Origin of the sequence: Seleniivibrio sp., assembly GCF_021209385.1 — a bacterium.
GTDB lineage: Bacteria > Chrysiogenota > Deferribacteres > Deferribacterales > Geovibrionaceae > Seleniivibrio.
In genome coordinates this window covers 17,099-42,193 of sequence record NZ_JAJOIL010000018.1, presented here as the reverse complement: position 1 = coordinate 42,193, position 25,095 = coordinate 17,099, and the positions used below count along the sequence as shown (strand labels likewise).

General features: G+C 44.5%; 26 protein-coding genes. 20 read left to right on the top strand and 6 right to left on the bottom strand.

Features of this window, described 5'->3' with window-relative positions; translation table 11 throughout:
* Positions 1-22: 22 nt before the first annotated feature.
* Genes LRY47_RS05195 through cimA form a run of 4 tightly spaced genes read left to right on the top strand, consistent with a single transcriptional unit; the run spans position 23 to position 5,348 of the window.
* Positions 23-1,342, top strand: coding sequence for a homoserine dehydrogenase (locus LRY47_RS05195; protein WP_295223200.1), 1,320 nt, complete (start codon positions 23-25; stop codon positions 1,340-1,342).
* The gene (locus LRY47_RS05190) at positions 1,343-2,509 is read left to right on the top strand and encodes a cofactor-independent phosphoglycerate mutase (RefSeq protein WP_295223199.1); all 1,167 of its coding nucleotides are present in this window, start codon (positions 1,343-1,345) and stop codon (positions 2,507-2,509) included.
* Between the two features lie 22 nt (positions 2,510-2,531).
* On the top strand, positions 2,532-3,746 hold the full coding sequence (locus tag LRY47_RS05185) for an aspartate kinase (RefSeq protein WP_295223197.1): 1,215 nt from the start codon (positions 2,532-2,534) through the stop codon (positions 3,744-3,746).
* Positions 3,747-3,764: 18 nt separating this feature from the next.
* Positions 3,765-5,348, top strand: coding sequence for a citramalate synthase (cimA, locus tag LRY47_RS05180; RefSeq protein ID WP_295223195.1), 1,584 nt, complete (start codon positions 3,765-3,767; stop codon positions 5,346-5,348).
* A 195-nt stretch (positions 5,349-5,543) separates the two neighbouring features.
* Here cimA and LRY47_RS05175 read toward each other — a convergent pair whose 3' ends face one another.
* Positions 5,544-5,990, bottom strand: a complete 447-nt coding sequence (locus LRY47_RS05175; RefSeq protein ID WP_295223194.1) for a C-GCAxxG-C-C family protein — start codon at positions 5,988-5,990, stop codon at positions 5,544-5,546.
* Positions 5,991-6,093: 103 nt separating this feature from the next.
* Here LRY47_RS05175 and LRY47_RS05170 point away from each other — a divergent pair, with 103 nt between their 5' ends.
* A complete protein-coding gene (locus LRY47_RS05170) occupies positions 6,094-7,176 on the top strand; it encodes an ABC transporter substrate-binding protein (protein WP_295223192.1) in 1,083 nt (360 codons plus the stop codon).
* A 36-nt stretch (positions 7,177-7,212) separates the two neighbouring features.
* Here LRY47_RS05170 and LRY47_RS05165 read toward each other — a convergent pair whose 3' ends face one another.
* From LRY47_RS05165 to pyrR, 3 genes are read right to left on the bottom strand one after another with little or no spacing between them, the layout of a single operon-like run.
* Positions 7,213-8,490 carry a dihydroorotase gene (locus tag LRY47_RS05165; protein WP_295223189.1) on the bottom strand — a complete coding sequence of 426 codons (1,278 nt, stop codon included), beginning with the start codon at positions 8,488-8,490 and terminating at the stop codon, positions 7,213-7,215.
* Positions 8,474-9,424 (bottom strand): aspartate carbamoyltransferase catalytic subunit, encoded by a 951-nt coding sequence (locus LRY47_RS05160; RefSeq protein ID WP_295223187.1) that lies wholly within the window; start codon positions 9,422-9,424, stop codon positions 8,474-8,476. The genes LRY47_RS05165 and LRY47_RS05160 overlap by 17 nt, the downstream gene beginning before the upstream one ends.
* A gap of 19 nt (positions 9,425-9,443) precedes the next feature.
* Complete coding sequence (pyrR, locus tag LRY47_RS05155) at positions 9,444-9,980, bottom strand: bifunctional pyr operon transcriptional regulator/uracil phosphoribosyltransferase PyrR (RefSeq protein WP_295223185.1); 537 nt, start codon at positions 9,978-9,980, stop codon at positions 9,444-9,446.
* A gap of 220 nt (positions 9,981-10,200) precedes the next feature.
* On the opposite strand from pyrR, the gene LRY47_RS05150 reads away from it, so the two are divergent.
* The 15 genes from LRY47_RS05150 to LRY47_RS05080 are packed head-to-tail and all read left to right on the top strand — an operon-like array spanning position 10,201 to position 23,588.
* Positions 10,201-10,596, top strand: coding sequence for a hypothetical protein (locus tag LRY47_RS05150; RefSeq protein WP_295223183.1), 396 nt, complete (start codon positions 10,201-10,203; stop codon positions 10,594-10,596).
* Positions 10,593-11,042 (top strand): N-acetyltransferase, encoded by a 450-nt coding sequence (locus LRY47_RS05145; protein ID WP_295223181.1) that lies wholly within the window; start codon positions 10,593-10,595, stop codon positions 11,040-11,042. The genes LRY47_RS05150 and LRY47_RS05145 overlap by 4 nt, the downstream gene beginning before the upstream one ends.
* Positions 11,039-12,352: a metallopeptidase TldD-related protein gene (locus tag LRY47_RS05140; protein WP_295223179.1), complete on the top strand. Its 1,314-nt coding sequence runs from the start codon at positions 11,039-11,041 to the stop codon at positions 12,350-12,352. The genes LRY47_RS05145 and LRY47_RS05140 overlap by 4 nt, the downstream gene beginning before the upstream one ends.
* A gap of 6 nt (positions 12,353-12,358) precedes the next feature.
* On the top strand, positions 12,359-13,474 hold the full coding sequence (gene prfB, locus LRY47_RS05135) for a peptide chain release factor 2 (RefSeq protein WP_295223178.1): 1,116 nt from the start codon (positions 12,359-12,361) through the stop codon (positions 13,472-13,474).
* Positions 13,461-14,549, top strand: coding sequence for an alanine racemase (gene alr, locus LRY47_RS05130; RefSeq protein WP_295223176.1), 1,089 nt, complete (start codon positions 13,461-13,463; stop codon positions 14,547-14,549). The genes prfB and alr overlap by 14 nt, the downstream gene beginning before the upstream one ends.
* A gap of 8 nt (positions 14,550-14,557) precedes the next feature.
* The gene (locus tag LRY47_RS05125; protein ID WP_295223174.1) at positions 14,558-15,328 is read left to right on the top strand and encodes an ABC transporter permease; all 771 of its coding nucleotides are present in this window, start codon (positions 14,558-14,560) and stop codon (positions 15,326-15,328) included.
* Between the two features lie 8 nt (positions 15,329-15,336).
* Complete coding sequence (locus LRY47_RS05120; protein ID WP_295223173.1) at positions 15,337-16,092, top strand: ABC transporter ATP-binding protein; 756 nt, start codon at positions 15,337-15,339, stop codon at positions 16,090-16,092.
* Between the two features lie 12 nt (positions 16,093-16,104).
* Positions 16,105-17,670 carry an MlaD family protein gene (locus tag LRY47_RS05115; protein ID WP_295223171.1) on the top strand — a complete coding sequence of 522 codons (1,566 nt, stop codon included), beginning with the start codon at positions 16,105-16,107 and terminating at the stop codon, positions 17,668-17,670.
* 1 nt (position 17,671) lies between these two features.
* Positions 17,672-18,460, top strand: coding sequence for a 1,4-dihydroxy-6-naphthoate synthase (locus tag LRY47_RS05110; protein WP_295223169.1), 789 nt, complete (start codon positions 17,672-17,674; stop codon positions 18,458-18,460).
* A 35-nt stretch (positions 18,461-18,495) separates the two neighbouring features.
* Positions 18,496-20,616: a phosphoenolpyruvate--protein phosphotransferase gene (gene ptsP, locus LRY47_RS05105; protein ID WP_295223167.1), complete on the top strand. Its 2,121-nt coding sequence runs from the start codon at positions 18,496-18,498 to the stop codon at positions 20,614-20,616.
* Positions 20,613-21,209, top strand: coding sequence for an isoprenylcysteine carboxylmethyltransferase family protein (locus LRY47_RS05100; RefSeq protein WP_295223166.1), 597 nt, complete (start codon positions 20,613-20,615; stop codon positions 21,207-21,209). Before ptsP ends, LRY47_RS05100 begins: the two co-directional genes overlap by 4 nt.
* Positions 21,199-21,810, top strand: a complete 612-nt coding sequence (locus tag LRY47_RS05095; RefSeq protein ID WP_295223164.1) for a TIGR04282 family arsenosugar biosynthesis glycosyltransferase — start codon at positions 21,199-21,201, stop codon at positions 21,808-21,810. Before LRY47_RS05100 ends, LRY47_RS05095 begins: the two co-directional genes overlap by 11 nt.
* Positions 21,803-22,474: a VTT domain-containing protein gene (locus LRY47_RS05090; RefSeq protein ID WP_295223163.1), complete on the top strand. Its 672-nt coding sequence runs from the start codon at positions 21,803-21,805 to the stop codon at positions 22,472-22,474. The genes LRY47_RS05095 and LRY47_RS05090 overlap by 8 nt, the downstream gene beginning before the upstream one ends.
* On the top strand, positions 22,471-23,121 hold the full coding sequence (locus LRY47_RS05085; protein ID WP_295223161.1) for a TIGR04283 family arsenosugar biosynthesis glycosyltransferase: 651 nt from the start codon (positions 22,471-22,473) through the stop codon (positions 23,119-23,121). The genes LRY47_RS05090 and LRY47_RS05085 overlap by 4 nt, the downstream gene beginning before the upstream one ends.
* Entirely contained in the window at positions 23,118-23,588 is a 471-nt protein-coding gene (locus LRY47_RS05080; protein WP_295223159.1) for a dihydrofolate reductase, read from the top strand. The genes LRY47_RS05085 and LRY47_RS05080 overlap by 4 nt, the downstream gene beginning before the upstream one ends.
* Here LRY47_RS05080 and LRY47_RS05075 read toward each other — a convergent pair.
* Both LRY47_RS05075 and LRY47_RS05070 read right to left on the bottom strand, forming a co-directional pair.
* Complete coding sequence (locus LRY47_RS05075) at positions 23,564-24,643, bottom strand: glycosyltransferase (RefSeq protein WP_295223157.1); 1,080 nt, start codon at positions 24,641-24,643, stop codon at positions 23,564-23,566. The genes LRY47_RS05080 and LRY47_RS05075 overlap by 25 nt on opposite strands.
* Positions 24,643-25,095, bottom strand: coding sequence for a thioesterase family protein (locus tag LRY47_RS05070; protein WP_295223156.1), 453 nt, complete (start codon positions 25,093-25,095; stop codon positions 24,643-24,645). The genes LRY47_RS05075 and LRY47_RS05070 overlap by 1 nt, the downstream gene beginning before the upstream one ends.

Genomic DNA, 25,095 nt, shown 5'->3' with positions numbered 1-25,095 from the left:
GTATCCAAATTCGGAGGAATTAATGTCTAAGAAAGTGAACGCAGGTCTGATCGGATACGGAACTGTAGGCAAGGGAACTGCTGATATTCTGCTTAAGAACAAACAGGATATCTTTGAAAAAACTGGTATCGACATCTGCCTCAAAACGATCGCAGATCTTAAAATAGATAAAACGAAACTGGATGATACGCTTGCGCTCTGTCAGGTTGTAACGAACAACGCTGAGGATATCATCAACGACCCCGAAATTGATATCGTCATTGAACTTGTTGGCGGATATACCTTTGCAAAGGATATCATCCTGAAAGCTCTTAATGCTAAAAAACATGTTGTAACAGCTAATAAGGCGCTTCTTGCCGTACACGGCGCAGAGGTTTTCAAGGCTGCACAGGCAAATAACGTTACAATCGGCTTTGAAGGTGCGGTTGGCGGTGGCATACCGCTCATCGGCGTGCTTAAAGAAGACCTTGTAGGCAACAACATCAAAGAGATATTCGGCATCATCAACGGAACAGCCAACTATATCCTTTCGTCCATGGAGGCAGAGGGTAAAGAATTCTCGGAAGTGCTTAAAGTTGCACAGGAAAAAGGCTATGCCGAAGCAGACCCGACATTCGATATCGAAGGTATTGATACCGCTCATAAGATAGCTATACTTGCATCTATCGGCTTTAAAACACTGATACCTTTCGATCAGATATATGTCGAAGGCATATCCAATATCAAAAAAGTGGATATTGAGTTTGCTAAGAAGCTGAACTGCAAGATAAAACTCCTTGCAATAGCAAAAAAACACGACGATTGTATAGAAGTACGCGTTCATCCTACAATTCTGCCAAACGCTGAGATGATGGCGCAGGTGAGCGGTGTTTTCAACGCGGTTGAGTTCGTCGGCGACAGCGTGGACAAGACAATGTATTACGGGCGCGGTGCAGGCGGCAAACCCACAGGTTCCGCAGTCACAGCTGACGTTGTTTCCATAGCGCGCGACATCGCAGGTGGATGTGCGGAACGTGTTCCCGTGCTGGGATTCACGAGGGATTTCGATTATTACTATCCCATCAGGGATATAAAGGATATAAAATCCAAGTTTTACCTGCGTTTCACAGTTCTGGACGAACCCGGAACTCTGGCGAAGATAGCGGGTATACTCGGCAAATACGGCATAAGCATTTCACAGGCTATTCAGCCCGATGACAGAGCGCCAGGTGCGGTTGTCACAATGGTTTTCATGACTCACAAAACTGTTGCGAACAATATCATGAAAGCTATTGCCGAAATAGACAGTGAGGACTGCGTAAGCGACAAAACAGTCGCCATAAGAGTTAAGGAGCTTGTTTAAATGAAATTTGTTGTACTGCTCACCGACGGGATGAGCGACCATAAAATAGATGAACTGGGCGGCAGAACCATAATGCAGGCCGCTAAAAAACCGAATATGGACATGATGGCGAAAGATGGTGTCGGCGGATTCATAAAATCCACTCCGGACGGTTATTACCCAGGCAGCGACATCTGCAACCTTTCGCTCATGGGCTATGACCCTACAGTGTATTATTCAGGCAGAAGCCCTCTGGAAGCCGGAAGTCAGGGTATTGAACTTAACAAGGGCGATATGGCTTTCCGCTGTAACCTCGTGACCCTTGACGGGAAAGTTATGGACGATTTTTCCGCACACCACATAGACGGAAACGTTGCAAAGGTTTGCATAGCGGAGCTTGACAGCATTTTCAGAAGCGAAGGTGCAGAGTTTTATGCAGGTGTGGGCTACCGAAACCTGATGGTGATGCGCAACGTTGATTTTGAACTTCAGACCACGCCTCCCCACGACATCATGGGGCAGGAATGGGAACAATATCTGCCGAAAGGAAAGGGCGCTGAAAAACTGCTCTCAATCATGGAGCGCGCCAGAAAGGTCTTTGAAGGCGGAAAATATGGACGCGCCAACAGCATATGGTTCTGGGGCGAGGGCAGCAAACCCGAAATGCCAAGCTTTAAAGAGCTTTACGGACTTAACGGCGCTGTTGTGGCGGCTGTCGATCTTATCCGCGGTATAGGTAAATTCGGCGGACTTGAAATTATTAACGTTCCGGGAGCGACAGGATTCATCGATACCAATTTTGAGGGCAAAGCTGAATACGCATTGAAATCTCTCGAAAAAAATGATTATGTATTCATACACGTGGAAGCCCCTGATGAAGCAGGACATATGGGAAGTATAAGTGAAAAAATTAAAGCTGTGGAAAACATCGACAGCCGACTTCTCCCCATACTTCTTGACGGATTGAAAAAATTCGGGGATTTCAGGATAATGGTGTCACCAGACCACCCGACACCTGTTAAGAAACGTACACACGTTGCGGAACCCGTTCCTTGCATAATATACGGGACAGGTGTTAAACCCGACGGAAACCTTACATATGATGAGTTTATGAAACCTTCGTTTTTCATAGAAGAAGGCTACCGCATAGCAGAATTTTTTCTGAAAAGTCCCGTTATCAACGGTTGACGGCTTTTTAAGGAGGACTTTAGTGGGCATTGTAGTTATGAAGTTCGGCGGAACCAGCGTAGGCTCCATCGAACGCATCAAAAATGTCGCGAGAATCATCGCAAAGAAGAAAGATCAGGGGCATGACGTTGCATGTGTGGTTTCTGCCATGTCCGGCGAAACAGACAGGCTTATCAACCTCCTGAAAGAGATTGACCCTAAGTACAGCCCCAGAGAATACGACCAGCTCGTATCCACAGGCGAATCTGCAAGCTCACCACTTGTTGCGCAGGCGCTTATCTCTATGGGCTATCCCGCTGTTTCTCTTTCGGGCATCCAGATTGGTATGACTACCAACGGCGCACACTCCAACAGCCGTATTATGGATGTTAAGGCTGACCGTATCAGAGAAGAATTCAAAAAAGGCAAAGTTTGCATCATCGCTGGATTTCAGGGTATTTTCCCCGAAACAGGCGATATCACGACCCTTGGCAGGGGCGGTTCAGACACGTCCGCAGTTGCAGTTGCAGCGGCGCTTAAAGCAAACGTTTGCGAAATTTATACAGACGTTGACGGTGTTTACACCGCAGACCCCAGAATTGTTAAACATGCCAAAAAACTTGATAAGATATCCTATGACGAAATGCTGGAACTCGCGTCTCTTGGCGCAAAGGTTCTCCAGTCCAGAAGTGTCGAACTCGGCATGAACCACAATGTTGATATAATGGTTCTTTCATCCCTTGAGGAAAAACCCGGAACATTAGTAACCAAGGAGGATTCAGACATGGAGCAGGTCGTTGTAACCGGCGTAGTTTCAGACAAAAATCAGGCGAAAATTACTATTACGGCTGTTCCAGACAACCCCGGAATCGCATCACAAATATTTAATAAAATTGCCGAGAGCAATATCAACGTTGACGTTATCGTTCAGAACGTCGGAAAGGACGGAAACACTGACATGTCCTTTACAGTGCAGAAAACCGATCTTCTGCGCGCAACAGACGTTTGCAACGCCATCGCAAAAGAGATAGGTGCCAAGGAGGTTTTGGCTGATGAGAACATCGCCAAAGTATCTATTGTGGGCGTGGGTATGAGAAGCCACGCAGGCGTAGCGGCAAAGATGTTCTCTCTCCTTGCAGAGAATAATATAAACATAAAAATGATAACCACCAGTGAGATAAAAGTTTCATGCGTCGTTGAGGAGAAATTCTCCGAACTTGCTGTAAGAATACTGCACGAGGCTTTTGTCGAAGCGTAATCTTTTAAAGGAAGAATTATGTCAAAAAAGATAGAGATATACGACACCACGCTGAGGGACGGCACTCAGTCGGAGGACGTTAACTTTACCATAGCGGATAAAGTGAAAATTGCCGAAGCACTCTGCGATTTCGGCATCAGATATATCGAAGGCGGCTGGCCCGGTTCCAACCCCAGAGATATCGGCTTTTTCCGTGAGGTAAAAAAATCTTCCGTACCGATAGACCATGTTGCGGCGTTCGGAAGCACAAGACGTGCGAAAAGAACCTGTGACAACGACGAAAACATTCAGGCGCTCCTTGAAGCTGAAGTTCCTAACCTGACCATATTCGGTAAAACATGGGATCTTCACGTTACAGAGGCGCTTAAAATTGAACTTGAGCAGAACCTTGAGATAATCCATGACTCCGTTTCATATCTTAAGTCCAAAGTGGACAAGGCTTTTTATGATGCGGAACACTTCTTTGACGGCTTCAAGGCAAACAAAGAATATGCCATCAAAACCGTTAAGGCGGCTATGGATGCAAAAGCCGACTGCATCATTCTCTGCGACACAAACGGCGGCACTATGCCTCAGGAACTTGCGGATATCATCCGTCAGCTTCGCGAGGTGACAGGTGACTATCCTCTGGGTATCCACTGCCACAACGACAGCGACTGCGCAGTTGCCAACTCCGTTATGGCTGTTATAAACGGCATCACTCAGGTTCAGGGAACAATAAACGGTTACGGTGAAAGATGCGGCAACGCTAACATCTGCTCCGTTATACCTAATCTCCAGATTAAATACGGATACGAATGTGTGCCCGCGGACAAGCTGAACAGACTCCGCATTATATCCAGATATATAAACGAGCTTGGCAACCTGAAACACAACATCCATCAGCCTTATGTCGGACGCGCGGCGTTCGCTCACAAGGGCGGGGTGCATGTAAGCGCCATTCTTAAAAATGCCAGAACTTACGAACACATAGAACCTGAACTTGTCGGAAATAAACAACGCGTTCTGCTTTCCGACCTTTCGGGTAAGTCCAACCTTGTTTACAAGGCTAAAGACTTCGGTCTGGATATCGACGGCAACGATCCGAAGGTGAATGCGGTGGTGGACAGACTGAAAGAGCTTGAAAACAAAGGCTTTCAGTATGAAGGCGCAGAAGCTTCCTTTGAACTTCTCATGAGAAAGACAATGGGAACCTTCACTCCTTTCTTCGATTCCATGAGCTACAGAGTTATCGACGAGAAAAACAGCAGCAATGACAATCCTTTGGCGGAGGCTACTGTTATGCTTGTTGTCGGCGATGAGCAGGAACATACTGCCGCAGCGGGCAACGGTCCTGTTAATGCACTCGATAAAGCTGTACGTAAAGCGCTTTCCAAATTTTATCCCCGTATAGCTGACATGGAACTTGTGGACTATAAAGTTCGCATCCTGTCGTCAGGCGAGGGGACCGAATCTGTAACCCGTGTTCTTATCGAGTCTAAAGATAAAGACAGTACATGGGGAACAGTGGGCGTTGCGGCAAACATTGTAGATGCCTCATATCAGGCGCTGATGGATTCGATTGAATACAAACTAATGAAAGATAAAGAGCGTACAAACTAATAACGCAAAGCCGCTTCCACAAAGGGGGCGGCTTTTTTCTTGCACAACGCTGCTTAATATTTAACATCTATTACGATTTCAGTTGAAAATTCCATAAAGAAGGTTATAATAAAGATACCAAACAGACTATTGCCCGGTTATTTCTATGCTTTATCCCTCCTCCCCCCTTAAAGCATGTAACCGGGATTTTTTTTGTCATTTTATCCAGCCGTTTTCGGCGGCAAGTTTCATTATATTTCTTATGCAGAATTCGACAGTAAGGGGGCAGGTGCTGTATTTACCTATACCGAACAGTTTTGCGGATTTTGCCGTGATAACACGGCAGCAGGCACTTGAAAATTCTTTGCGAAAATCGTCATGAAAGGTGCGTACAGCTGTTTTCAGCTTATCTATCGGTTCGTCTCTGGTTAGCCGCCCGCCGAGGGTGCTGAGCACAAACACTCCGCCGGAAAGTGCTCCGCAGATACAGCCGGAGCCGCTCAAACCCTCAACATATGCGCTCATACCGCGTTTTGCATCCTCAGAAAAACACTTTTCGGTGTTTGTTTCAAATGAGAGAAGCACAGCCTCCGAACATGAGTATCCGCTTTTGAAAAGCCTTACTGCATCCTCTGCCGCTTTGTTCAATATTTCTTCTGTCATATGAACCTCCGTTTGAAGTTGAACATCCGACCGTTATTTTTGTCAATATATTTGTATTGCGGGCATACTTTTATTCCGATATTATAATTTAATACGGTGTGCAATGTTTAAACTTTTTATTATAGTAGCACTTCTCGCTATGTCCGGATATTCACTGGCTAATGATTTTAAGCTGATTGATGCCTGCGGCAGGGAAGTTGTAATTCCTGAAAAGATCAAGAGAATTTCGGCTGTGGGACCGGGAAGTTCCGCTTTAACCGAATATGCAGACTATTCAAAACAACTGGTAACTCAGGATATATTACCATCTATGGGGAAAGTGCATAAATACTGTGCATGTATATATCCTGAAGGGTATGAAAAAATGCCTGCTGTTTTCAAATCGTTCTACAGCTTTACTCCTGATTATACCGCGATCAATTCTGCAAACCCCGATATAGTTCTTGTGTCAGGTATGAATGACAGACAGGTTGAAAAGCTTGCCCAGTCAGTTCAAATGCCTGTTGCCGCTATGAACTGTTCAGAAACCGGTTATCTGCATTTTGAATCAATTCTCCAGTCCATAAGACTTACGGGATATATCCTGAAAGAACAGAAGAATATGCAGGATATAATGAACTTTATGGCGAAGACAAGAAAGGAACTGATAGAACGTACCAAAGACGCACCTAAAAAAAAGCTGTTTATTATTTCACAGCAGTATAAGCCTTCAAAAGCAAGCTATACCGTTGAAAAATGCTACACATATCTGAGGATGCTGAATCTGGGCAGTATCGGTTCCGATCTGAGGATTACTACGCCTTTTTCGGAGATCACATTTAACGAACTGGTTGCTGCTAAACCTGATTTTATATTTGTTGAGTATACTATGCTGGACAGGTTTAAACAGGACTACGCATCTAACAAGGCTCTATTCCGCAATATCCCTGCCGTAAAAAACAATAAAGTCTTTACTATATTGCCTTACAACAGATACGCGGCTCATTACGAGAATTTATTCATAAATGCCAATTACATAGGAAGCATAATGTATCCTGACCTGTTTAAAGATATGAATATAAGGACTCTGGTTGATAATATTTCTGACGAGTTTACCGGGAACGATGTTTACGGAAAAATGTATGAATCGTCTCCCGTTTTCAGACAAGTGACTATCTCTGAAAAGGGCATATCGATAGGAAAATAAACCGCCGGACGTTTGTTATCCGGCGGTATATCTTAATCAGTTCATAGGAAATTCAAAAACCACTCTGCCGCTTTTTATGGTGTAAAGTGCGGCTCCTTTCAGTTTTTTACCCATATAGGGTGTGTTAACGGATTTTGATTTATTCAGTTTATTATCAAAAACATACTCAAGTTCAGCATCAACAATGGCTATATCCGCCAGCTTGCCCACTGCGATCTCGCCTCTGTCTGTCTTTTTGATAAGTTTTGCCGGATTGTAGGAAGTCAGCCTGACGAAGGCGGGCATATCTATCACACCTTTTTCAACCAGCGCCAAAGAGAGCGGAAGCATTGTTTGTATTCCCGTCATTCCGAAGGGTGCAAGATCAAATTCCTGCGCTTTTTCGTCGGGGTGGTGGGGTGCGTGGTCTGTTACAATGCAGTCTATGTCGCCGTTTCTAAGTCCTTCTATCATTGCGTCAACGTCTTCCTGAGCGCGCAGAGGAGGGTTCATCTTGCAGTTGGTGTCGTATGACAGCAGTTCCTTCTCTGTAAGTGTGAAGTGGTGGGGTGTAACTTCGCAAGTTACATTATAACCCATGGATTTAGCCCATTTTATAAGGTCAAGTGTACCTTTTGAGCTGATGTGGCAGATGTGAACGTGTGCGCCTGTGAGCTTTGACATTAGGATGTCGCGGGCGACCATTACCTCTTCGCACTCTGAAGGGATTCCCTTAAGCCCTGTAATGGCTGAAACTTCACCTTCGTGTATCACTCCGGCACCTGCAAGGCTTTTGTCCTCCGCGTGGCTTATAACGAACGAACCGAACTGTGAAGCGTATTCAGCGGCGCGGCGGAAGACTTCCGCACTGCAAACGGGTTTACCGTCATCGGAAAAGCCGATCGCTCCGCCTTCGGTCATATCTCCCATCTCAGTAAGTTCCTCGCCTTCCATGCCTTTTGTCATGGCGCCGATGGGGAAGAGGTCGATGAGACCGTCAGCCTGTGCTTTTTTTATCATATATTCAGTGATTATTCTGTTGTCGTTCACGGGTTTGGTGTTTGCCATGGGGCAGACAGCGGTAACGCCGCCGGCAACTGCCGCTTTTCCGCCGGATGTGATATCTTCTTTATACTCAAGACCGGGATCGCGGAAATGGACGTGGAGGTCTATAAGTCCTGGTACGGCGTATTTTCCTTTGCAGTCAATTACTTTATCTGCTTTTTCGTCTGCGGATGCCGTTACGGAAGCGATGAATTCGCCGTCTATCAGTATGTTACCCTCCGTGACTTTATCATGATTGACAATCTTGCAGTTTTTAAGAAGCGTTTTCATCAATTCCTCCCTTGTTGTTTCCTATTCCGAGAATATAGAGAGCCGCCATACGCACGGCGACGCCGTTTGTAACCTGTTTGAGAACGCCTGAGTTGTCGCTGTCGGCAACGTTGCTCATAAGCTCAACCCCGCGATTTATAGGTCCGGGGTGCATAACGAGTGCATCCGGTTTTGCAAGCGCCAGCTTATCCTTCGTCAGTCCGAAATATTTTGCATATTCTTTAGTGGAAGGTATAAGCAGCTTGCCCTGACGCTCCCTCTGGATACGGAGCATGATTATCACGTCAGCGCCGTCAACAGCCTCGTTCATAGATTTGCAGACGCGGCATCCGAACACTTCTGAGTGTTTAGGTATCATGGTTGTGGGACCGAAAAGGCGCACGTTCACGCCGAGCTTTGTCATTGCCCAGACGTCCGAGCGGGCAACGCGTGAGTGGGTGATGTCGCCTATTATAGCGACTTCAAGTCCTTCAAGCCTGCCTTTGCTCTGTCTGATTGTGAGCATGTCGAGAAGCGCCTGTGTCGGATGTTCGTTCAGCCCGTCTCCGGCGTTAACGACCTTTGCGTCAGTATGTTCGGCAATGTATTTTACCGCACCTGAGTAAGAGTGACGCACGACAAATATATCGGACTTCATTGCTTCCATATTTTTTACTGTATCTATAAGAGTTTCGCCCTTCGTTGTACTGCTGGCGGAGGCAGTGAAATTTATCGTATCTGCGGAAAGCCTTTTTCCGGCTATCTCGAAAGACGTTCTTGTTCTTGTTGAGGGTTCAAAGAACAGGTTTATCACCGTTTTGCCTTTAAGAGTGGGTACTTTTTTTACGTCCCGCTCGTTGATCTCGGTGAATTTCTGTGCTGTTTCCAGAAGATAAAGTATCTCCTCTTTGGTCAAGTCCTTCATCCCCAAAAGGTCTTTTCTTTTGTAAGCCATCTTTTGACTCCTTTGTGTGCTAGGCTTTTTTATTTATTAATATACAATCACATCCGGCTTGTTCTTCAAGCTGAACATCAACTATTTCGCTGCGTGAGGTGGGTACTGTTTTGCCTGTGAAATCAGGCTGAATGGGCAGTTCCCTGTGTCCTCTGTCGATGAAAGCGGCAAGCAGGATCTTCTTCGGTCTTCCGTAGTCGATGAGCGCATCCAGAGCGGCTCTTGTGGTTCTTCCGGTGTAGATCACATCATCCACCAACACGATATTTTTGCCGGTTATGTCAAAATCTATCTCCGTGCTCTGCAGAACCGGATAGTCGTGGATGCTTGAAAGGTCGTCTCTGTAAAGAGTGATGTCCAGATATCCGATTTTAATATCCTTTTTTCCCTCCTTTGTCAGAATATCCGCCATGCGTTTGGCAAGCACAGCACCGCCGCGTCTGATACCTATCAGACAAAAGCCGTCTTCGCTCCTGATGGCTTCAAGAATCTGAAACACCATCCGGTTCAGCGTTCGAGCCATCTCTTCCTTGTTCATTATCTCTTTCGCGGACATTTTTCAGCCTCCGTTTATTCAAAAAAAAAAGCCTTTCAACCGCCCGTGGCGGCTAAAAGGCCGTGTACTCATCAAAAAGTGTTTAAAAAGTTAATTCGTTCTGTCATCATTCACCTTTGAGATAATAGCCTCTGCCATTTTGACTTGTCAACGAATTTTCTTGAAAAAAATCTGCTGATTCTATAAACTATTCAATAAATAAAGATTTTGAGAGGATGCTATGAAATTACATAAAATACTTATTGTTGCCTTTGCCGCTTTTGCTATGTTCAGCTGTGTTCCCGCACCCCTTATTTTCGGCGGAGCAGCAGGCGGCGCAGTGTATACAACAACAAACGACACAATCACCGATGTTTTCACTATGCCCAAAGAGCGTGCTTTTGAAGCCCTCATCGGTATACTGAATTCAGAGAATGCGCAGATAACTCTTTCAAGCATTGCTGACGGCAAAATTGAAGCGCGAACAAGCACTTCTGTTGTGTATATCACAATCGTACCGTTTAATGCAGACAGCATTAAAATAACTTTCAGCGCTAAAAAACATGTTGAGCTTATTCCCGATAAGGACACGGCTGTCAGAATTTACAGACTGTTCATTAAGGAAACCATTAAATGATAAGAAAAGCAGTCATGGCGGATGCAAAAAGCATCCAGACACTTGTTAATACTCACGCCAAAGAAGGGCTTATGCTCCCTGTAGGCATAAACGAGATATACGAAAAAATACTTGAATTCGTCGTTTGGGACGAAGGCGGGGAGATACTCGGCTGTTGTGCAATGCATCCCACATGGGAAAATCTTGCCGAGATACGTTCCGTTGCTGTCAGCAAATACAGCACAAAAAAGGGTATAGGCACAGCCGTTGTTGAGAGAGCTATGCAGATGGCAAGAGAAGTGGGCATCACAGAGGCTTTTCTTCTTACATACCAGCCTGTTTTCTTTGGCAAACTTGGCTTTGTTGAAATAGAAAAAGAGAATCTTCCCAAAAAGATATGGTCTGATTGCCTGAAATGTGCTAAGTTTCCCGACTGCGACGAAATTGCCATGAAACGGAAATTATGAACTATGATATAAAGCGTATTCTGGAACGCCACAGCGGTTTTTATAACAACGTGACGGTAACTGTTTCAGAATCTGTTTCAAAATCTGTCCTACTGAACGACAAGATCGTTGAAAGCATTGATATCGGCTCGGAAACGGGTGTTGTTATCCGTGCATTCAAAGACGGCAGGATAGTTTCAATGTGTTCTGACGGTTTAAACCCGGATGCTATAGAAAGTTTTCTTACGGAACACCAGAATGTTATAATGGCACTTCCGAAAGACGTTCACAATGTCACGTTTAAACCGGAATACTCCGAAGAACTTATCCAAAATGACGGAGAGTTTGAATCGCTCACCACAGCCGGAATGGCGGAAATGGCTCTTGAAGCTGTTGAAACTGCCAGAGCGGCAGACATTAGAGTAAAATCGGTCAACCAGTCAGTGATAACAGCCGCAAAGGACTGCACAAGAATAATCAGTCCGTTCTGCAGTGACCTCTATTCTGAAAAAACATACTATTCATCATACACATATGTTGTTGCATCCCACAAAGGCGAACAGGAAGGATACAGCATGGCGGACAGCACTGTGCTGAAGTCTCTTGAACATGTGAAAGCGGCGGAAGAAGCCGCAAATTCTGCATGTCGTCTGCTGGGAGCTAAAAAGCTCAAAACAGGGAAATACGGCGTTCTTTTAAATCCTGTCGTCATGGCGGATTTTCTCGATATAATCGTTGAGCTGGTAAACGCTGATAACGTATATAAAAAAATAAGTATGCTTGGCGACAGGCTTGGAAAATCGGCGGCATCGGAAGTTTTCTCTCTGTTCGACGACCCGAAAGTGAGGGGCGGCGTGGGTACGAGATACTTTGATGACGAAGGACATCACACAGGACTTACCCCTATATTTGCCAACGGGATACTGGATTCCTTTCTGCACAACAGCTACACTGCATCAGCTCTTGGGATGCGAAATACAGGAAACGCACAGTCCGGCAGCGGCGGAAGCATGGGGATCGGCGTGTCCAACCTTATTTTAAAAGCAAGCACCGATAAAATGCCTTATGATTTTATGAACGAATATGTTAAAGTCACAGACGTGATGGGGATGCATACGGCTGACACCGTGAGCGGTGATTTTTCAGTTGGTATATCCGGCGTGCTTATGCGTGGGCGCGAGGTGATTCACCCATTCAGTGAGGCAGTGCTTTCCGGCAACCTGAAAGACCTGCTGAAAGGCATGGTCGCCGTTTTTGAAGACTACAGAACTTATGCGGGGGTGACATCCGCCTCTGCACTTTTTGATAAAATGACTGTCAGCGGAGAATAATTTTTTATGATGATCGACGAAATAATCAGCGAAGCGGAGAAACTTAACAAAGAGGTGGCGAGCTTCGCTACTGCGATGAATGAGGACGAACTCAGAAAAAAGATCGCAAAAATAGATGAAATGTCCATGAACGACCCTGAGTTCTGGGCAAAGAAAGAATCCAAACTTGTTCTGAAAGAACAATCTACGCTTAAGAAAAAACTTGAATCATGGGAAGAGCTTCTGACGCTCCGTGATGACACCGAAGTACTTCTGGAACTCATAAAAGAGGGCGAAGAGGGGCTTGACGGCGATATTGAGGATGCTATCAAATCGTTCTCCAAGAAAGTCCGTGAATTCGAGCTTCAGCTTGTTTTAAGCGGTCCTAACGACGCGAACAACGCCATCATCACAATCAACTCCGGCGCAGGCGGAACGGAAGCCAGCGACTGGGCATCCATGCTCTACAGAATGTATATCCGCTTTGCAGAGATAAGAGGCTTTAAATACGAGATACTTGACTATATGGAAGGTGACGAGGCGGGCATCAAGAACGCAACGATAAACATCAAAGGTCCCTTCTGTTACGGCTATCTCAAAGGCGAAGTGGGTGTTCACAGGCTTGTAAGGATATCGCCTTTTGACTCCGCAAACAGACGCCACACATCATTTGCGGCTGTTTTCGTAATGCCTGAGATAGAGGACGATATAGAAGTTGAAATCAACGAAGGGGATCTCCAGATAGACACATACAGAGCAGGCGGCGCAGGCGGGCAGCACATCAACACCACCGACTCGGCGGTGCGCATCACCCACATGCCCACAGGCATAGTTGTTACCTGTCAGTCTGAACGCAGTCAGCACAAGAACAAGGCTCACGCCATGAAGATCCTTAAATCAAGAATATACGAACACGAGCTTGAGAAAAAGAACGAAGAAAAGCAAAAACTGGAAAGCACCAAAACCGATATCGGCTGGGGCAACCAGATCAGATCATATGTTATGCACCCTTACAAAATGGTGAAAGACCTGCGCACCCGCCACGAAACAGGCAATGTGGACTCTGTGATGGACGGAAACCTCGATGCTTTCATCCGTGCGTATCTGCTGCACAACGCAGGAATAGAGTATGACAAAGACTAAGATCAAATCACTGAGACCGACATACGCCGAGATTGACCTTCAGGCGTTCGGTCACAACATCGAACAGGCGAGGGCGAAAGCAGGCACGGACATCATCGCCATCGTGAAAGCAGACGGATACGGACACGGAGCTATGAAGCTTGCCGCGTATGCCTATGAGAAACACAAGGTCAAAAAATTCGGCGTGGCTACCATCCTTGAAGGCATGATACTGCGCGAATACCTCGGCAGTGAACCGATGATATTCATCCTCGGCTACGTCGACGGTGATTTCTTCGACGACGTTCTGGAATACAACCTCGTCCTCAACATGGTTGACGAGAAATTTGCGTCTGCCTTCAATAATTTCCTTGGAAAAATGAACCGGACGGCATATGTGTCTGTCAAGATTGACACGGGCATGAACAGGCTCGGGTTTTCACCCGAAATGCCTTTCAGCGATTTCGTTTCAAGGTATGAAAACCTCCGACCTGTCCATGTGATGAGCCACCTTTCCTCATCCGACAGCGACGCGGAATATACCGGAGAACAGATAAAGATATTTGAAAAATATATTGTTGATAACGGTATAACCTGTAATACGAGCCTTTTTAACTCGTCAGGTGTTTCCGCTTTTAACAATAAATTTTCACTCGCCAGACCGGGGCTGATGCTTTACGGCTACCTTTACGGCGAAAATAATGTTACACTCAGAAAAGTAATGAGCATCTATTCAAAAGTTGTTCATGTTAAACAGATAAAAAAAGGCGAAGCGGTCAGTTATAACAGACGGTTCTTCGCCGAAAAAGATATGACATACGGTGTTGTACCGATAGGCTATGCCGACGGTTATCAGCGCTGTTTCTCAAATGTCAGCCACATGCTTGTGAACGGCGTTAAATGCCCTGTAATAGGCACAGTGTGCATGGACATGACCATGATAGACCTCTCAAATGTAGACTTGAACAGTGAAATGAGGGTTGAAATCATGGGAGAAAATATCACCGCAGACATGTGGGCAGGGTGGGCAAACACTATCTCATATGAAATGCTGTGCGGAATTTCAGACAGGATACCAAGAATTTATCTAGGCTAAAGGGGTTTATGGAAAGAGTATTAAGTTTTTTCGGGAGACCGCTTGTAAGTTTCGTTGAAGTAGCAGGGCAGATGGCTCTTTTATTTTACTCAACAATTAAACTAATGTTTAAAAAGCCGTTCCGGACAAAACTTCTTTTAAAACAGATAGAGTTTATAGGTGCTAACTCATTGTCGGTTATAATACTGACAGGAAGTTTCACCGGCATGGTATTCGCGTTCCAAAGCTATATTGGCTTCCATAAATTCGGAGCCGACCAGCTTGTCGGAACAGTGGTAGCCCTTGCCATGGCAAGAGAGCTGGGTCCCGTGCTTTCGGCAATAATGGTTGCCGCTCGCGCCGGTTCTGCAATCACTGCGGAGATAGGCACCATGAAAGTTACAGAACAGGTGGATGCACTGAACGCAATGGCTGTTGACCCTGTTCATTATCTTTTCGTACCGCGAATACTTGCCGGACTTATTGTTATGCCCATGCTGAATGCTATTACTGTACTTTGCGGTGTTGTGGGCGGTTATCTGGTGAGTATCAAGGTTCTTGGTATCAACAAGACCCTTTATCTTGATTACATGTATACTTACATAGAGTTTGACGACTTTGCCAACGGAATGATGAAATCCCTTGTTTTCGGCGGTATAGTTACGCTTGTCGGCTGTTACAAAGGATTTATGACCCGCGGCGGCGCAGAGGGTGTCGGACGGGCCACAACAGAATCGGTCGTTATGGCTTGTGTGCTGATTCTTATTTTTGACTATATACTTACGGCATTCATGTTCTAAGGTGGCAAATGGAATACGCTATAGAATGTTTAGATCTGCATAAAAGTTTTGGAGTACACAAAATACATAAGGGTATCGACCTTAAAATAGTTAAGGGAGCGATAACTTATATCATAGGTCCTTCCGGAACAGGTAAATCCGTGCTTCTGAAACAGCTTTGCGGACTTATGCCGCCCACAAAAGGCAAGGTAATTGTAAACGGGCAGGATATCACCGTTATGAAGCCGGAAGAGCTTGTTCAGATGCGCAAAAAATTCGGCATACTTTTTCAGAACGCCGCACTTTTCGATTCCATGAACGTATACGAGAACGTTGCTTTCCCCCTTGTAGAGCATACGAAGCTTCCGAAAAGCAAGATAGATAAGATAGTTCAGGAAAAACTGCGCCTTGTGGGGCTTAGGAATATAGAAGACAAGATGCCCTCAGAACTTTCGGGCGGTATGAGAAAAAGAGTGGGGCTGGCAAGGGCGATTGCTCTGGAGCCTGATATAATGCTCTATGACGAACCCACAACAGGTCTTGATCCCATCATGTGCGATGTGGTTGACAACCTGATAAACGATACGCAGAAAGAATTGGGGATAACGTCTATCGTAATCTCCCACGATATAGAGAGTACGCTGAAAATTGCTGACTATATAGCAATGCTTTATGACGGAAAGGTTGTGCTTTACGGCACTTCCGAAGATTTTAAAACCACAGATAACCCTTATGTGAAGCAGTTCTTCTCAGCTTCAAAAGAGGGACCTATCAAAATCATGTAGCGGAGTGTTTTTATGAAGATGGGACTTGAAGCTAAAGTCGGATTATTCGTGGTCGGCTGTCTTGTGATTATCGGAGCGATGTCACTGAAACTGGTGGATCTTTCATTCTCCGGCGGCAGCGGAGTGCATATACAGGCAGTTGTTGATGATGCATCCGGACTGACAAAGGATGCAAATGTTATTTTCAGCGGTGTCGAGGTCGGAAAGGTCAAAGACATTAAGCTGGAAAACGGAAAAGCGATTGTAAGTATAATTATAGATCAGGAATACACTCTGCCTTCAAATCTTGTTCTCTCTGTCCGCTCTAAAGGATTTCTCGGTGAAAAATATGCCGAACTTAAAGTGGCGGGTGGAAAGGCAGAAGGTGTGATATCCGATGGCGCTTCAATCGCATCAGAAGGCGGCGGAACGGATTTTGACGTTCTCGGCAATAAGATAGGCGATATCGCTGACGATATAAAGGCTATTACGGCTTCACTCCGCAAAGTTCTGGCAACAAACGAAGCCGAAAGCAATATGTCCACCACAATATCTAATATCCGTGAGATCACCGATGCTGTGAACTCCATCGTTAAAAACAACGAAAACCGTGTGAACGCAATAATGTACAACGTTGATGCCCTCACAAGACAGCTTGCGGACATAACAACCGCAAATGCTGACAACGTTAATCAGATAATAGCAAACATTAACGCCATAACAAAAGATATGCGCGCTGAAACTCCTGCCATAGCTAAGAATCTTTCAAGTATTACAGGTGACATGAACGATATCATCGGCGGCAACAAAGATGATATCAACAGCTCTATCAAAAACATAAGCACCGTTACCGCTAAACTGGAGAAAACAGTTGATAACCTTAACGATATCACAGGCAAGATAAGCGAAGGTAAAGGAACTATCGGTAAACTGGTGAACGACGAAACAACAGTCGATAACCTTAACGGCGCTCTTGTTGGACTGAAAGATACTCTTGGCAAGCTGAACGAGTTTAAAGTTGACCTTGCGTTTTTTGCTGAAAGATATGGCGAAAGTGATCAGTCAAAAGGACACGCCACAGTTAAAATCACACCCAGCAAAGAGAGATACTATCTGCTCGGACTTTCCAGCCACCCCGACGGTGTGACCAAAAATTCTGTTGAGGAAATAGAATCTAAACCAGCTTATTATACAAGTCCTGAGCAAGGACCATACAAAACAACAATCACAAGAAGCAAGCGTAATCCCGGCAGCATGACTTTTACAGCTATGTATGCCAACAGGTTCTGGGACAACTACTTCTTTCGCGTCGGTCTGAAAGAGTCCGAAGCGGGAGTGGGGCTCGACTATCACCCGCTGAAAGACGAGGACAAACTTATACTCTCAGCAGACCTGTTTGACTTCCCAGACAAAGACGAAGACAAAAAGGCACATGCAAAAGCGACTGCAAAATATGTATTTTACAAAAACCTTTTCATGCAGGCAGGTTACGACAACTTCCTTAATAAAGACGATAAGTCATGGTTCGTGGGCGGCGGTGTGCAGTTCCGCGACGACGACCTGAAATATCTCCTCGGCAAAGTGCCGATGCCTAACTGATATGAAACTGAAACTCGGTATCTCTACATGCCCGAACGATACATATATCTTTGCGGCAATGATAAAAGGGCTGGTTAAACACGACTTTGATCTCGACTTGTATATGGACGACGTACAGGTTCTTAACGGGCTTGCCATCAAAGGCGAAGCGGACATCGTTAAAGTGTCATACGGCGTTGTTCCGGTGGTCAAAGACAAATACAAAATCCTCCGCACAGGCGGCGCACTTGGCTTCGGCTGCGGTCCTCTTGTGGTATCGTCGGAAGACGTTCCTGTTGAATCTCTCAGAGGCAAAAAAATTGCCATTCCCGGCGTGAATACCAGCGCATTTCGGTTCTTCAAAATGTTCTTCGGCGATGATTTCGAGTTTGTTGAACTCCGATTCGACATGATAATGCCTGCGATAGCATCAAAAAAGGTTGCCGCCGGTGTGATAATCCACGAAGGACGCTTCATCTATGAACAGCAGGGACTGAAAAAACTTTGTGATCTCGGCGAGCTTTACGAGAAAAAATTCAATTCACCCATACCTTTGGGAGCCATTCTGATACGCAATGAGCTGCTTGATCAGGCAGATAAAATAACTTCTGTCATAAGAGCTTCCATAGAATATGCTGACAACTATTACGAAAATATTGCAGACTTTGTTAAATTCCATGCACAGGAAATGGATGATTCAGTAATAAAAAACCATATACAACTGTATGTTAACAAATACTCGAAAGATGTGACCCCCGCCATTGAGGGGTTATGCAGCTTTTTAGGAGCGGATAAGTCCGTATTTGTTTGATTGCAGACTGAAAAGGAATCTGCTAGATATATTATATGAAAAAAATAGATCTGCTTCTGGGCATAAGCAATATAATCCTTAATTCTGAAGACACCGATACAACCCTGTCCAATATCGCCGCATACGTTAAAGACGCAATTGGAAGTGACGTATGCTCAATATATCTCAAAAACGGCGGTAGACTTGTACTGGCTGCCACAAACGGTCTCAGTGAAAATGCAGTCGGAAGCATCTCGCTCGGATTTGACGAAGGTCTCACAGGTCTGACATTTTCAGATAACAGATATACTTTCATAAGAAATGCCAAAAGTCATGAGAGATTTCATTATTTTCCCGGCATAAACGAAGAACCTTATCAGACATTCATCGGCGTACCGCTGAAAAGCAGGGAACACGAGTTCGGCGTTCTGGTATTTCAGTTCCGTAAGAATAAGTTGAATACCGATACAATGCAAAAGCTCCTTATGGCTGTTGCGGCGCAGGTTTCGGGACTTGTTCTTCGCCATTACCTTTTACAGCAGGACGAAGCTGAAAAAGGACTGGACGATTCCGAACGCATTGAAAAGGGCGTTCCGCTGTCCAGCGGAATAGCATTCGGCGAACCTGTGATGGTGCTTTCCAAAATGGTTGAAAAAACTCACGACAGCGTTTCTTCTGATGAGGAACTGGCAGAGTTCAGAAGCGCGTTGGAAAAAACCACTAATGACCTCAAAGAACTGATAAACAAGATGGAATCTTCCAGTCAGGAGATAGCGTCAGGCATATTTGAAACCCATCTTATGATGCTGAATGACGTTTCATTCAAAAAAGACATCGAAAACCATATCATAGAAAGGAAAAAGAGTGCATCTTTCAGCGTTCGCCACGTTGCAGACAAATATATCCGCAGGTTCCGTTCAATCAATGATGCATATCTTAAAGAACGTGCGCAGGATATCGAAGACATCGCCACAAGGCTTCTGGAGCATCTTGGCGCTGTATGCAAGGAAGCTAATCTGCTGGACAACAGCGTTGTGTTCGCAAACAGGCTTACACCAGGTGAAACCGCATCACTCGACCTCGAACGTGTGTGCGGATTCGTAACAGAGAAGGACGGCGTCACCAGCCACACGGCGATTCTTGCAAAAAGCCGCAAAATACCTGCTGTTACGGGGATACCTAACCTTCATAACAAGCTTGAATACGCTCAGTCCGTAATTGTAGACGGATACGACGGAATAGTGATATTCAATCCCATGCAGGAAACAATTGATAAATATAATGCAAAAATGTCAGCGAAGCACACTCAGCCGGAGGGCAGGGATATCGCCTGTCAGCTTGTGCCTCTGAAAGACGGTTCTATGGTGCATTTTTATGCTAATATTTCCAGCGTTCTGGATTCCGAGAAAGCAGGGCTTTTCTGCGCCGAAGGGATAGGGCTGGTTCGGACAGAGATTTTCTATCTGCGTCAGGATATTCCGTTCACAGTGGAAAATCAGATCGAAATATATAAAGATATAATGCGTGCGTTTACCGACAAACACGTTGTTTTCAGACTTCTGGATATCGGTTCAGATAAAAAAACAGCTTACGAAGCGGATGAGGACAATCCGGCGCTCGGCAACAGAGGCGTAAGGCTGCTTCTCACAGACTATAACAAAATGCTTGACGACCAGCTCAAGGCACTTATAACTCTGCATAAAACATACCCCAAAATAAAAATACTGGTTCCGTTCATCGCTGACGTTTCAGAGTTTTTCACTGTAAAAAACCGCGCGCGCGCGATAGCCGGAGAACTTGGACTTGAACTGCCGGATTTCGGCGTGATGCTGGAAATTCCTTCGGTTATATATCAGATGGATCAGATGCAGGGCGAATGTTCGTTCTTCAGCATCGGCACCAACGACATGTTCCAGTATTTCTTCGCTCTTGACAGAGGAAACCCGATGGTCAGCTCACTTTACAGGCTTGATAATCCGGCATTTCTCAGCCTTCTGCGCCGTATCCTTGAACGCGCCAACGACATAAACATCCCTGTCGAGATATGCGGTGAAATGGCAGCAGACCCTGAAATACTTGTCAAACTTATAGAAATGGGCTACAGAGATTTCAGCGTCAGCCCGTATGCCATAAGCGAGCTGAAACACCATCTTCTCAACACGGTTATAAATATTTGACACCGGTATACCTTTACGCCTACCTGATATTTTATTGTGTTCTGCACAGCGTTCTTGCTGACAGAAAGCTTATCGGGCGTGTGTATGATCTCTGGTGGTACAGATTTTTCTATGTTGTTCAATCAGTTATTCTTCTAATTCCTTTTTCATTCATGTATGTTGGCATAGAACATAAACCTTTCTTTAATCCTTCATTTTTCTGGCAGATAATTCTTGGGATAATCTGGTTTTCCGGTCTGTTATTCGGTATTTATGCCTCAAAGTCATATAATAATGGTGCGTTTCTTGGCATTTCGCAGATAAAAGCCCGTATAAAAGGTAAAAAACAGCCTGATATGTCAAAAACACTCAAAACAACAGGTGCTTTGGCAATAGTAAGACATCCATATTACACAACAGGTCTGATTCTCATCTGGGCGCGTCCCATGAATCGTACAGATTTTGCGATCACACTTATACTCACAGCTTATTTTATCCTTGGATACATAAATGAAGAACGCAAACTTATAGAAGAGTTCGGTCAGGATTATGTCGAATACCGCAGAAAAGTTCCCGCTTTGATACCGAAAATAAGGCTCAGAAATGAAAAATAGAGATGTATGTATAATTTTTATCAAATTTCCTGAAGCAGGAATGGTTAAAACCAGACTGGGAAAGACAATAGGCATGGAAAGAGCTGCCGAAATATACAAAAAACTGGCAGAAAATACTGTTTCATCCATACAATCAAACGATTATGACCTAATAATTGCCATTACACCTGCCGAAAAGCTGGAAATGTTTAACCACTGGCTCGGAGATTTGTCATACATAACCCAAACCGACGGCGACCTCGGTAAAAAGATGCAAAACGCGTTTGAGTATGCCTTTGAGAAGGGGTACAATAAATGTATAGTTGCCGGAAGTGATATACCGGAACTTGATAAAAATATTATTTCAGAAGGGTTCGCAGCTCTTGATAACCATGATACAGTGGCTGGCAGGGCGCAGGACGGCGGTTATTACCTTATAGGAATGAAAAGGAAATCGACTGATTATTCTATATTCAGCAATATGATATGGAGCACGGACACAGTCCTGACAAAAACGGTCAACAGGCTGTCGGAACACGGAAAAAACTGTGCAATACTTAAAACGCTTGATGATATTGATACTGAAGAAGATTTTCAGAAATTCGGGGATAGATTTGTTTAAGAAACTGATAGCTCTGATAATAATAGCTATAATCATCATCGTTCTGCGCAACAGCGAATATGCTGATATGGCTACATTCAGCTATCTGAAATCACATGCAGACGGATTTAAAATCTATGTACATCAGCATTATCTGACATCTGTACTCCTTTATATGACAGGATATTTTCTCTACACAGCCTTTGCCCTTCCAGGAGCAATCATTATAAGTCTTTTCGGCGGCTATGTTTTCGGTGTCATAGTCAGTCTTGTTTTGTCAGTAACAGCGGCAACGGCGGGCGCATCCGCATCATTTTTCATATCCAGATACGTTCTGGGTTCTTATATACACGAAAAATATCAGCGTCAGCTTGCACTCTTCAACACCGAGCTTTCAAAAAACGGACATCTTTATCTGCTGACACTCAGGTTCATCCCAATATTTCCTTTTTTTCTGATTAACATACTGGCAGGGCTTACGAAGATACCATTCAGAACTTTCCTCTGGACAACAGCTTTCGGTATCATCCCCGGTGGCTTTGTTATCATGTTTGCCGGAAGCAGGCTTGGGGAGATAAACTCACCTGACGAGATTTTCTCTCATAAAATGCTTTTGGTTTTTGTATTTTTCGGCATAATGATACTTATTCCTGTGATATATAATAAGATCAGGGGTAAAAAATGACAATATCAGTCATTATACCTGTTTTCAATGAACAAAACTCCATAAATGAGGCTGTAAAGCGTCTGAAAAACTGTGAAATCATAGTTTCAGACTGCAACGGAAGAACTTTGGATGTTATTTCAGATGAAAACGTCAAAAAAATATTATCACTTAAGGGCAGGGGAGTTCAGATGAACAGGGGAACTCGATCTGCGTCCGGTGATATACTCCTTTTTCTTCATTGTGATACAATATTACCGGAAAACTGGCAGGAATCGGTTGAAAATTGCCTTGAAAGCGCCGACTATGGTGCTTTTTTATTAGGAATAGACAGTAACATACCTGTTTTTCGCGTAATTGAGTTCTTTTCAAACATGAGATGCCGTTTAACCAAAATACCCTATGGCGATCAGGCAATTTTTATGAAAAAAGAGTGTTTTAAAGGTTATCAGAATTATCCTATATTTGAAGATTTCAGACTTATGCAGGATGCGAAGCGCGCAAAACTGAAATTCAGACTGGCTGGAAAAAAAGTCAAAACTTCCGCAAGACGGTGGGAAAAAGAGGGTGTGCTTTATACAACCTTTCGCAACTGGATTCTGACACTTCGTTATTTGTCGGGAACACATCCTGACAGATTAAAAAAACAGTATGGTGATACAAGGTGAAGGAACTTTATCTTATTGCAGCTATGACAGAAAATAGAATTATTGGTGCAAACGGGGGGATCCCGTGGCATATTCCGGAAGAATTACAGCTTTTTAAGAAACTGACCATAGGCAACATAGTTGTAATGGGCAGGAAAACATACGAATCCATAGGCAGACCGCTCCCGGATAGGGAAAATATTGTTATCACTTCACAAAAAATAGAAGGAGTTGTCACCTGCCCGTCAATTCTTGAGGCCGTCAGGATAGGCGAGCAATCGGACAAGAAATTGTTTTTTATTGGCGGTGCAAATATTTACAACCATGCCATCAATATCGTGGATCACATGTATATCTCATGGGTGAAAGGTCGGTATAAAGGAGATGTATTTTTTCCTGAAATTGATTTTCTGAAATGGCACGAGGCGGAAAAGGTCTTTAACGACAGATTCGTTATGGTGCATTATATACGCGAAAGTTCCTCGTAAAGTCTGATATAGCTGGAAACCATTGCGTTGTCAGAAAATTTTAACGCCGTATGAAAACCGTTCGATGAAAATTTATCCGCAAGATCCCTGTCGTCATACATCAGATTAAAGCTTTCGGAAAGCGCGTCAGCATCCTTGACAGGCGTAAGCAGCCCGTTGAAATTGTCTTTTACAAGCTCAGGAATCCCGCCAGCGGCAGTTGCTGCAACAGGGCGCATCATAAACATCGCATCTATTATGGAAGTGCAAAGTCCTTCTGTTTTTGATGACATACAGAAAACATCAAAAAGTGCCAGATGTTCGTATACGTTTTCGGTGTGACCGGTAAAAACTATACTGTCGGAATAAGGGCTTGACTCCGCATAGGCTTTAATTTCAGCATAAAGAGGACCGCCGCCGACAATCATAAGTACAGCGTTTTCAGCTTCCGATCTGAAACGAACAAACGCATCTATGAGTGTTTTCTGGTCTTTATGGTCAGATATATTTGCCACGTTACCAATAACATACTTCCCATAAAGTTCATATTTTTCAATAAGTTCTCTGTATAACTGATAATTGATGGATTTTGGAAATCGTACGCCGCTGTTTATGAGGCGCACTTTTGATTTGCTGACTCCATCGTTTATAAGCATATCCCTTATGGCTCTGGATATCGCAACAATTACGTCAACCTGACGGTTGTCATATTTTTTCCGGCTGAAATATCCTTTGTTGACAGAAAAATCCACCCGTCTGGTGTTTATCAGCTTGAAGTTCGTACCCATTACTTTTGTCAGAAGAGCAGGGGTAAGCGAATGGGCGTCGTGGGTATGAACTATGTCAGGTTTCTCCATGCGTATCAGCTTTTTCAGTTCACGCATGAAGCTAAGGTCGGTTTCGCCTTTGAATTTCATGGGGACTATAGATTCAACGCCCCTTTTCGGGAACTGTCCGTCGGCATTGCACACCAGAATAGACTGGAAGCCTGATTCCAAAAGTCCTTCATGCAGAAACTGAGCCTGCCTCTGCCCGCCGCGCCATTCTTTGCCTGTATCAACATGGATTATCTTCATTATCCAACCATATAGGTGCCTGTTCCGGCAGCAATAAGTATATTTTCATTGTTTTTCAGTTTTGTTCTGACAACAGAAACCTTGTTGCCTGTACGCATGGCTTCTCCGGTTGCGATGAAATAATCTCCGCGTCCTGGACGCAGGTAGTCCACCCGCATGTCGATTGTACCAAGTTTTTCAAATTTTTTCATTATCTCGGCTTTCGGTTCGTCTTTCATACGGTTAATGACTCCGTCAACAGCCACGATGGCGCCTATTATATCCAATACACTGGATATCACGCCGCCGTGCAGGATATTCTGCATGTAATTACCTATAAGGTGTTCCTGCTTCTCAAGTCTGATATACGGGTTAAGTGATTCATCCAGCAAGACTTTTATACCAAGGTTATTGCTGAATGGCGTATTCGTTTCAAAAACTTCTTTTATACATTCGTAAACTTTTGCGTCCAT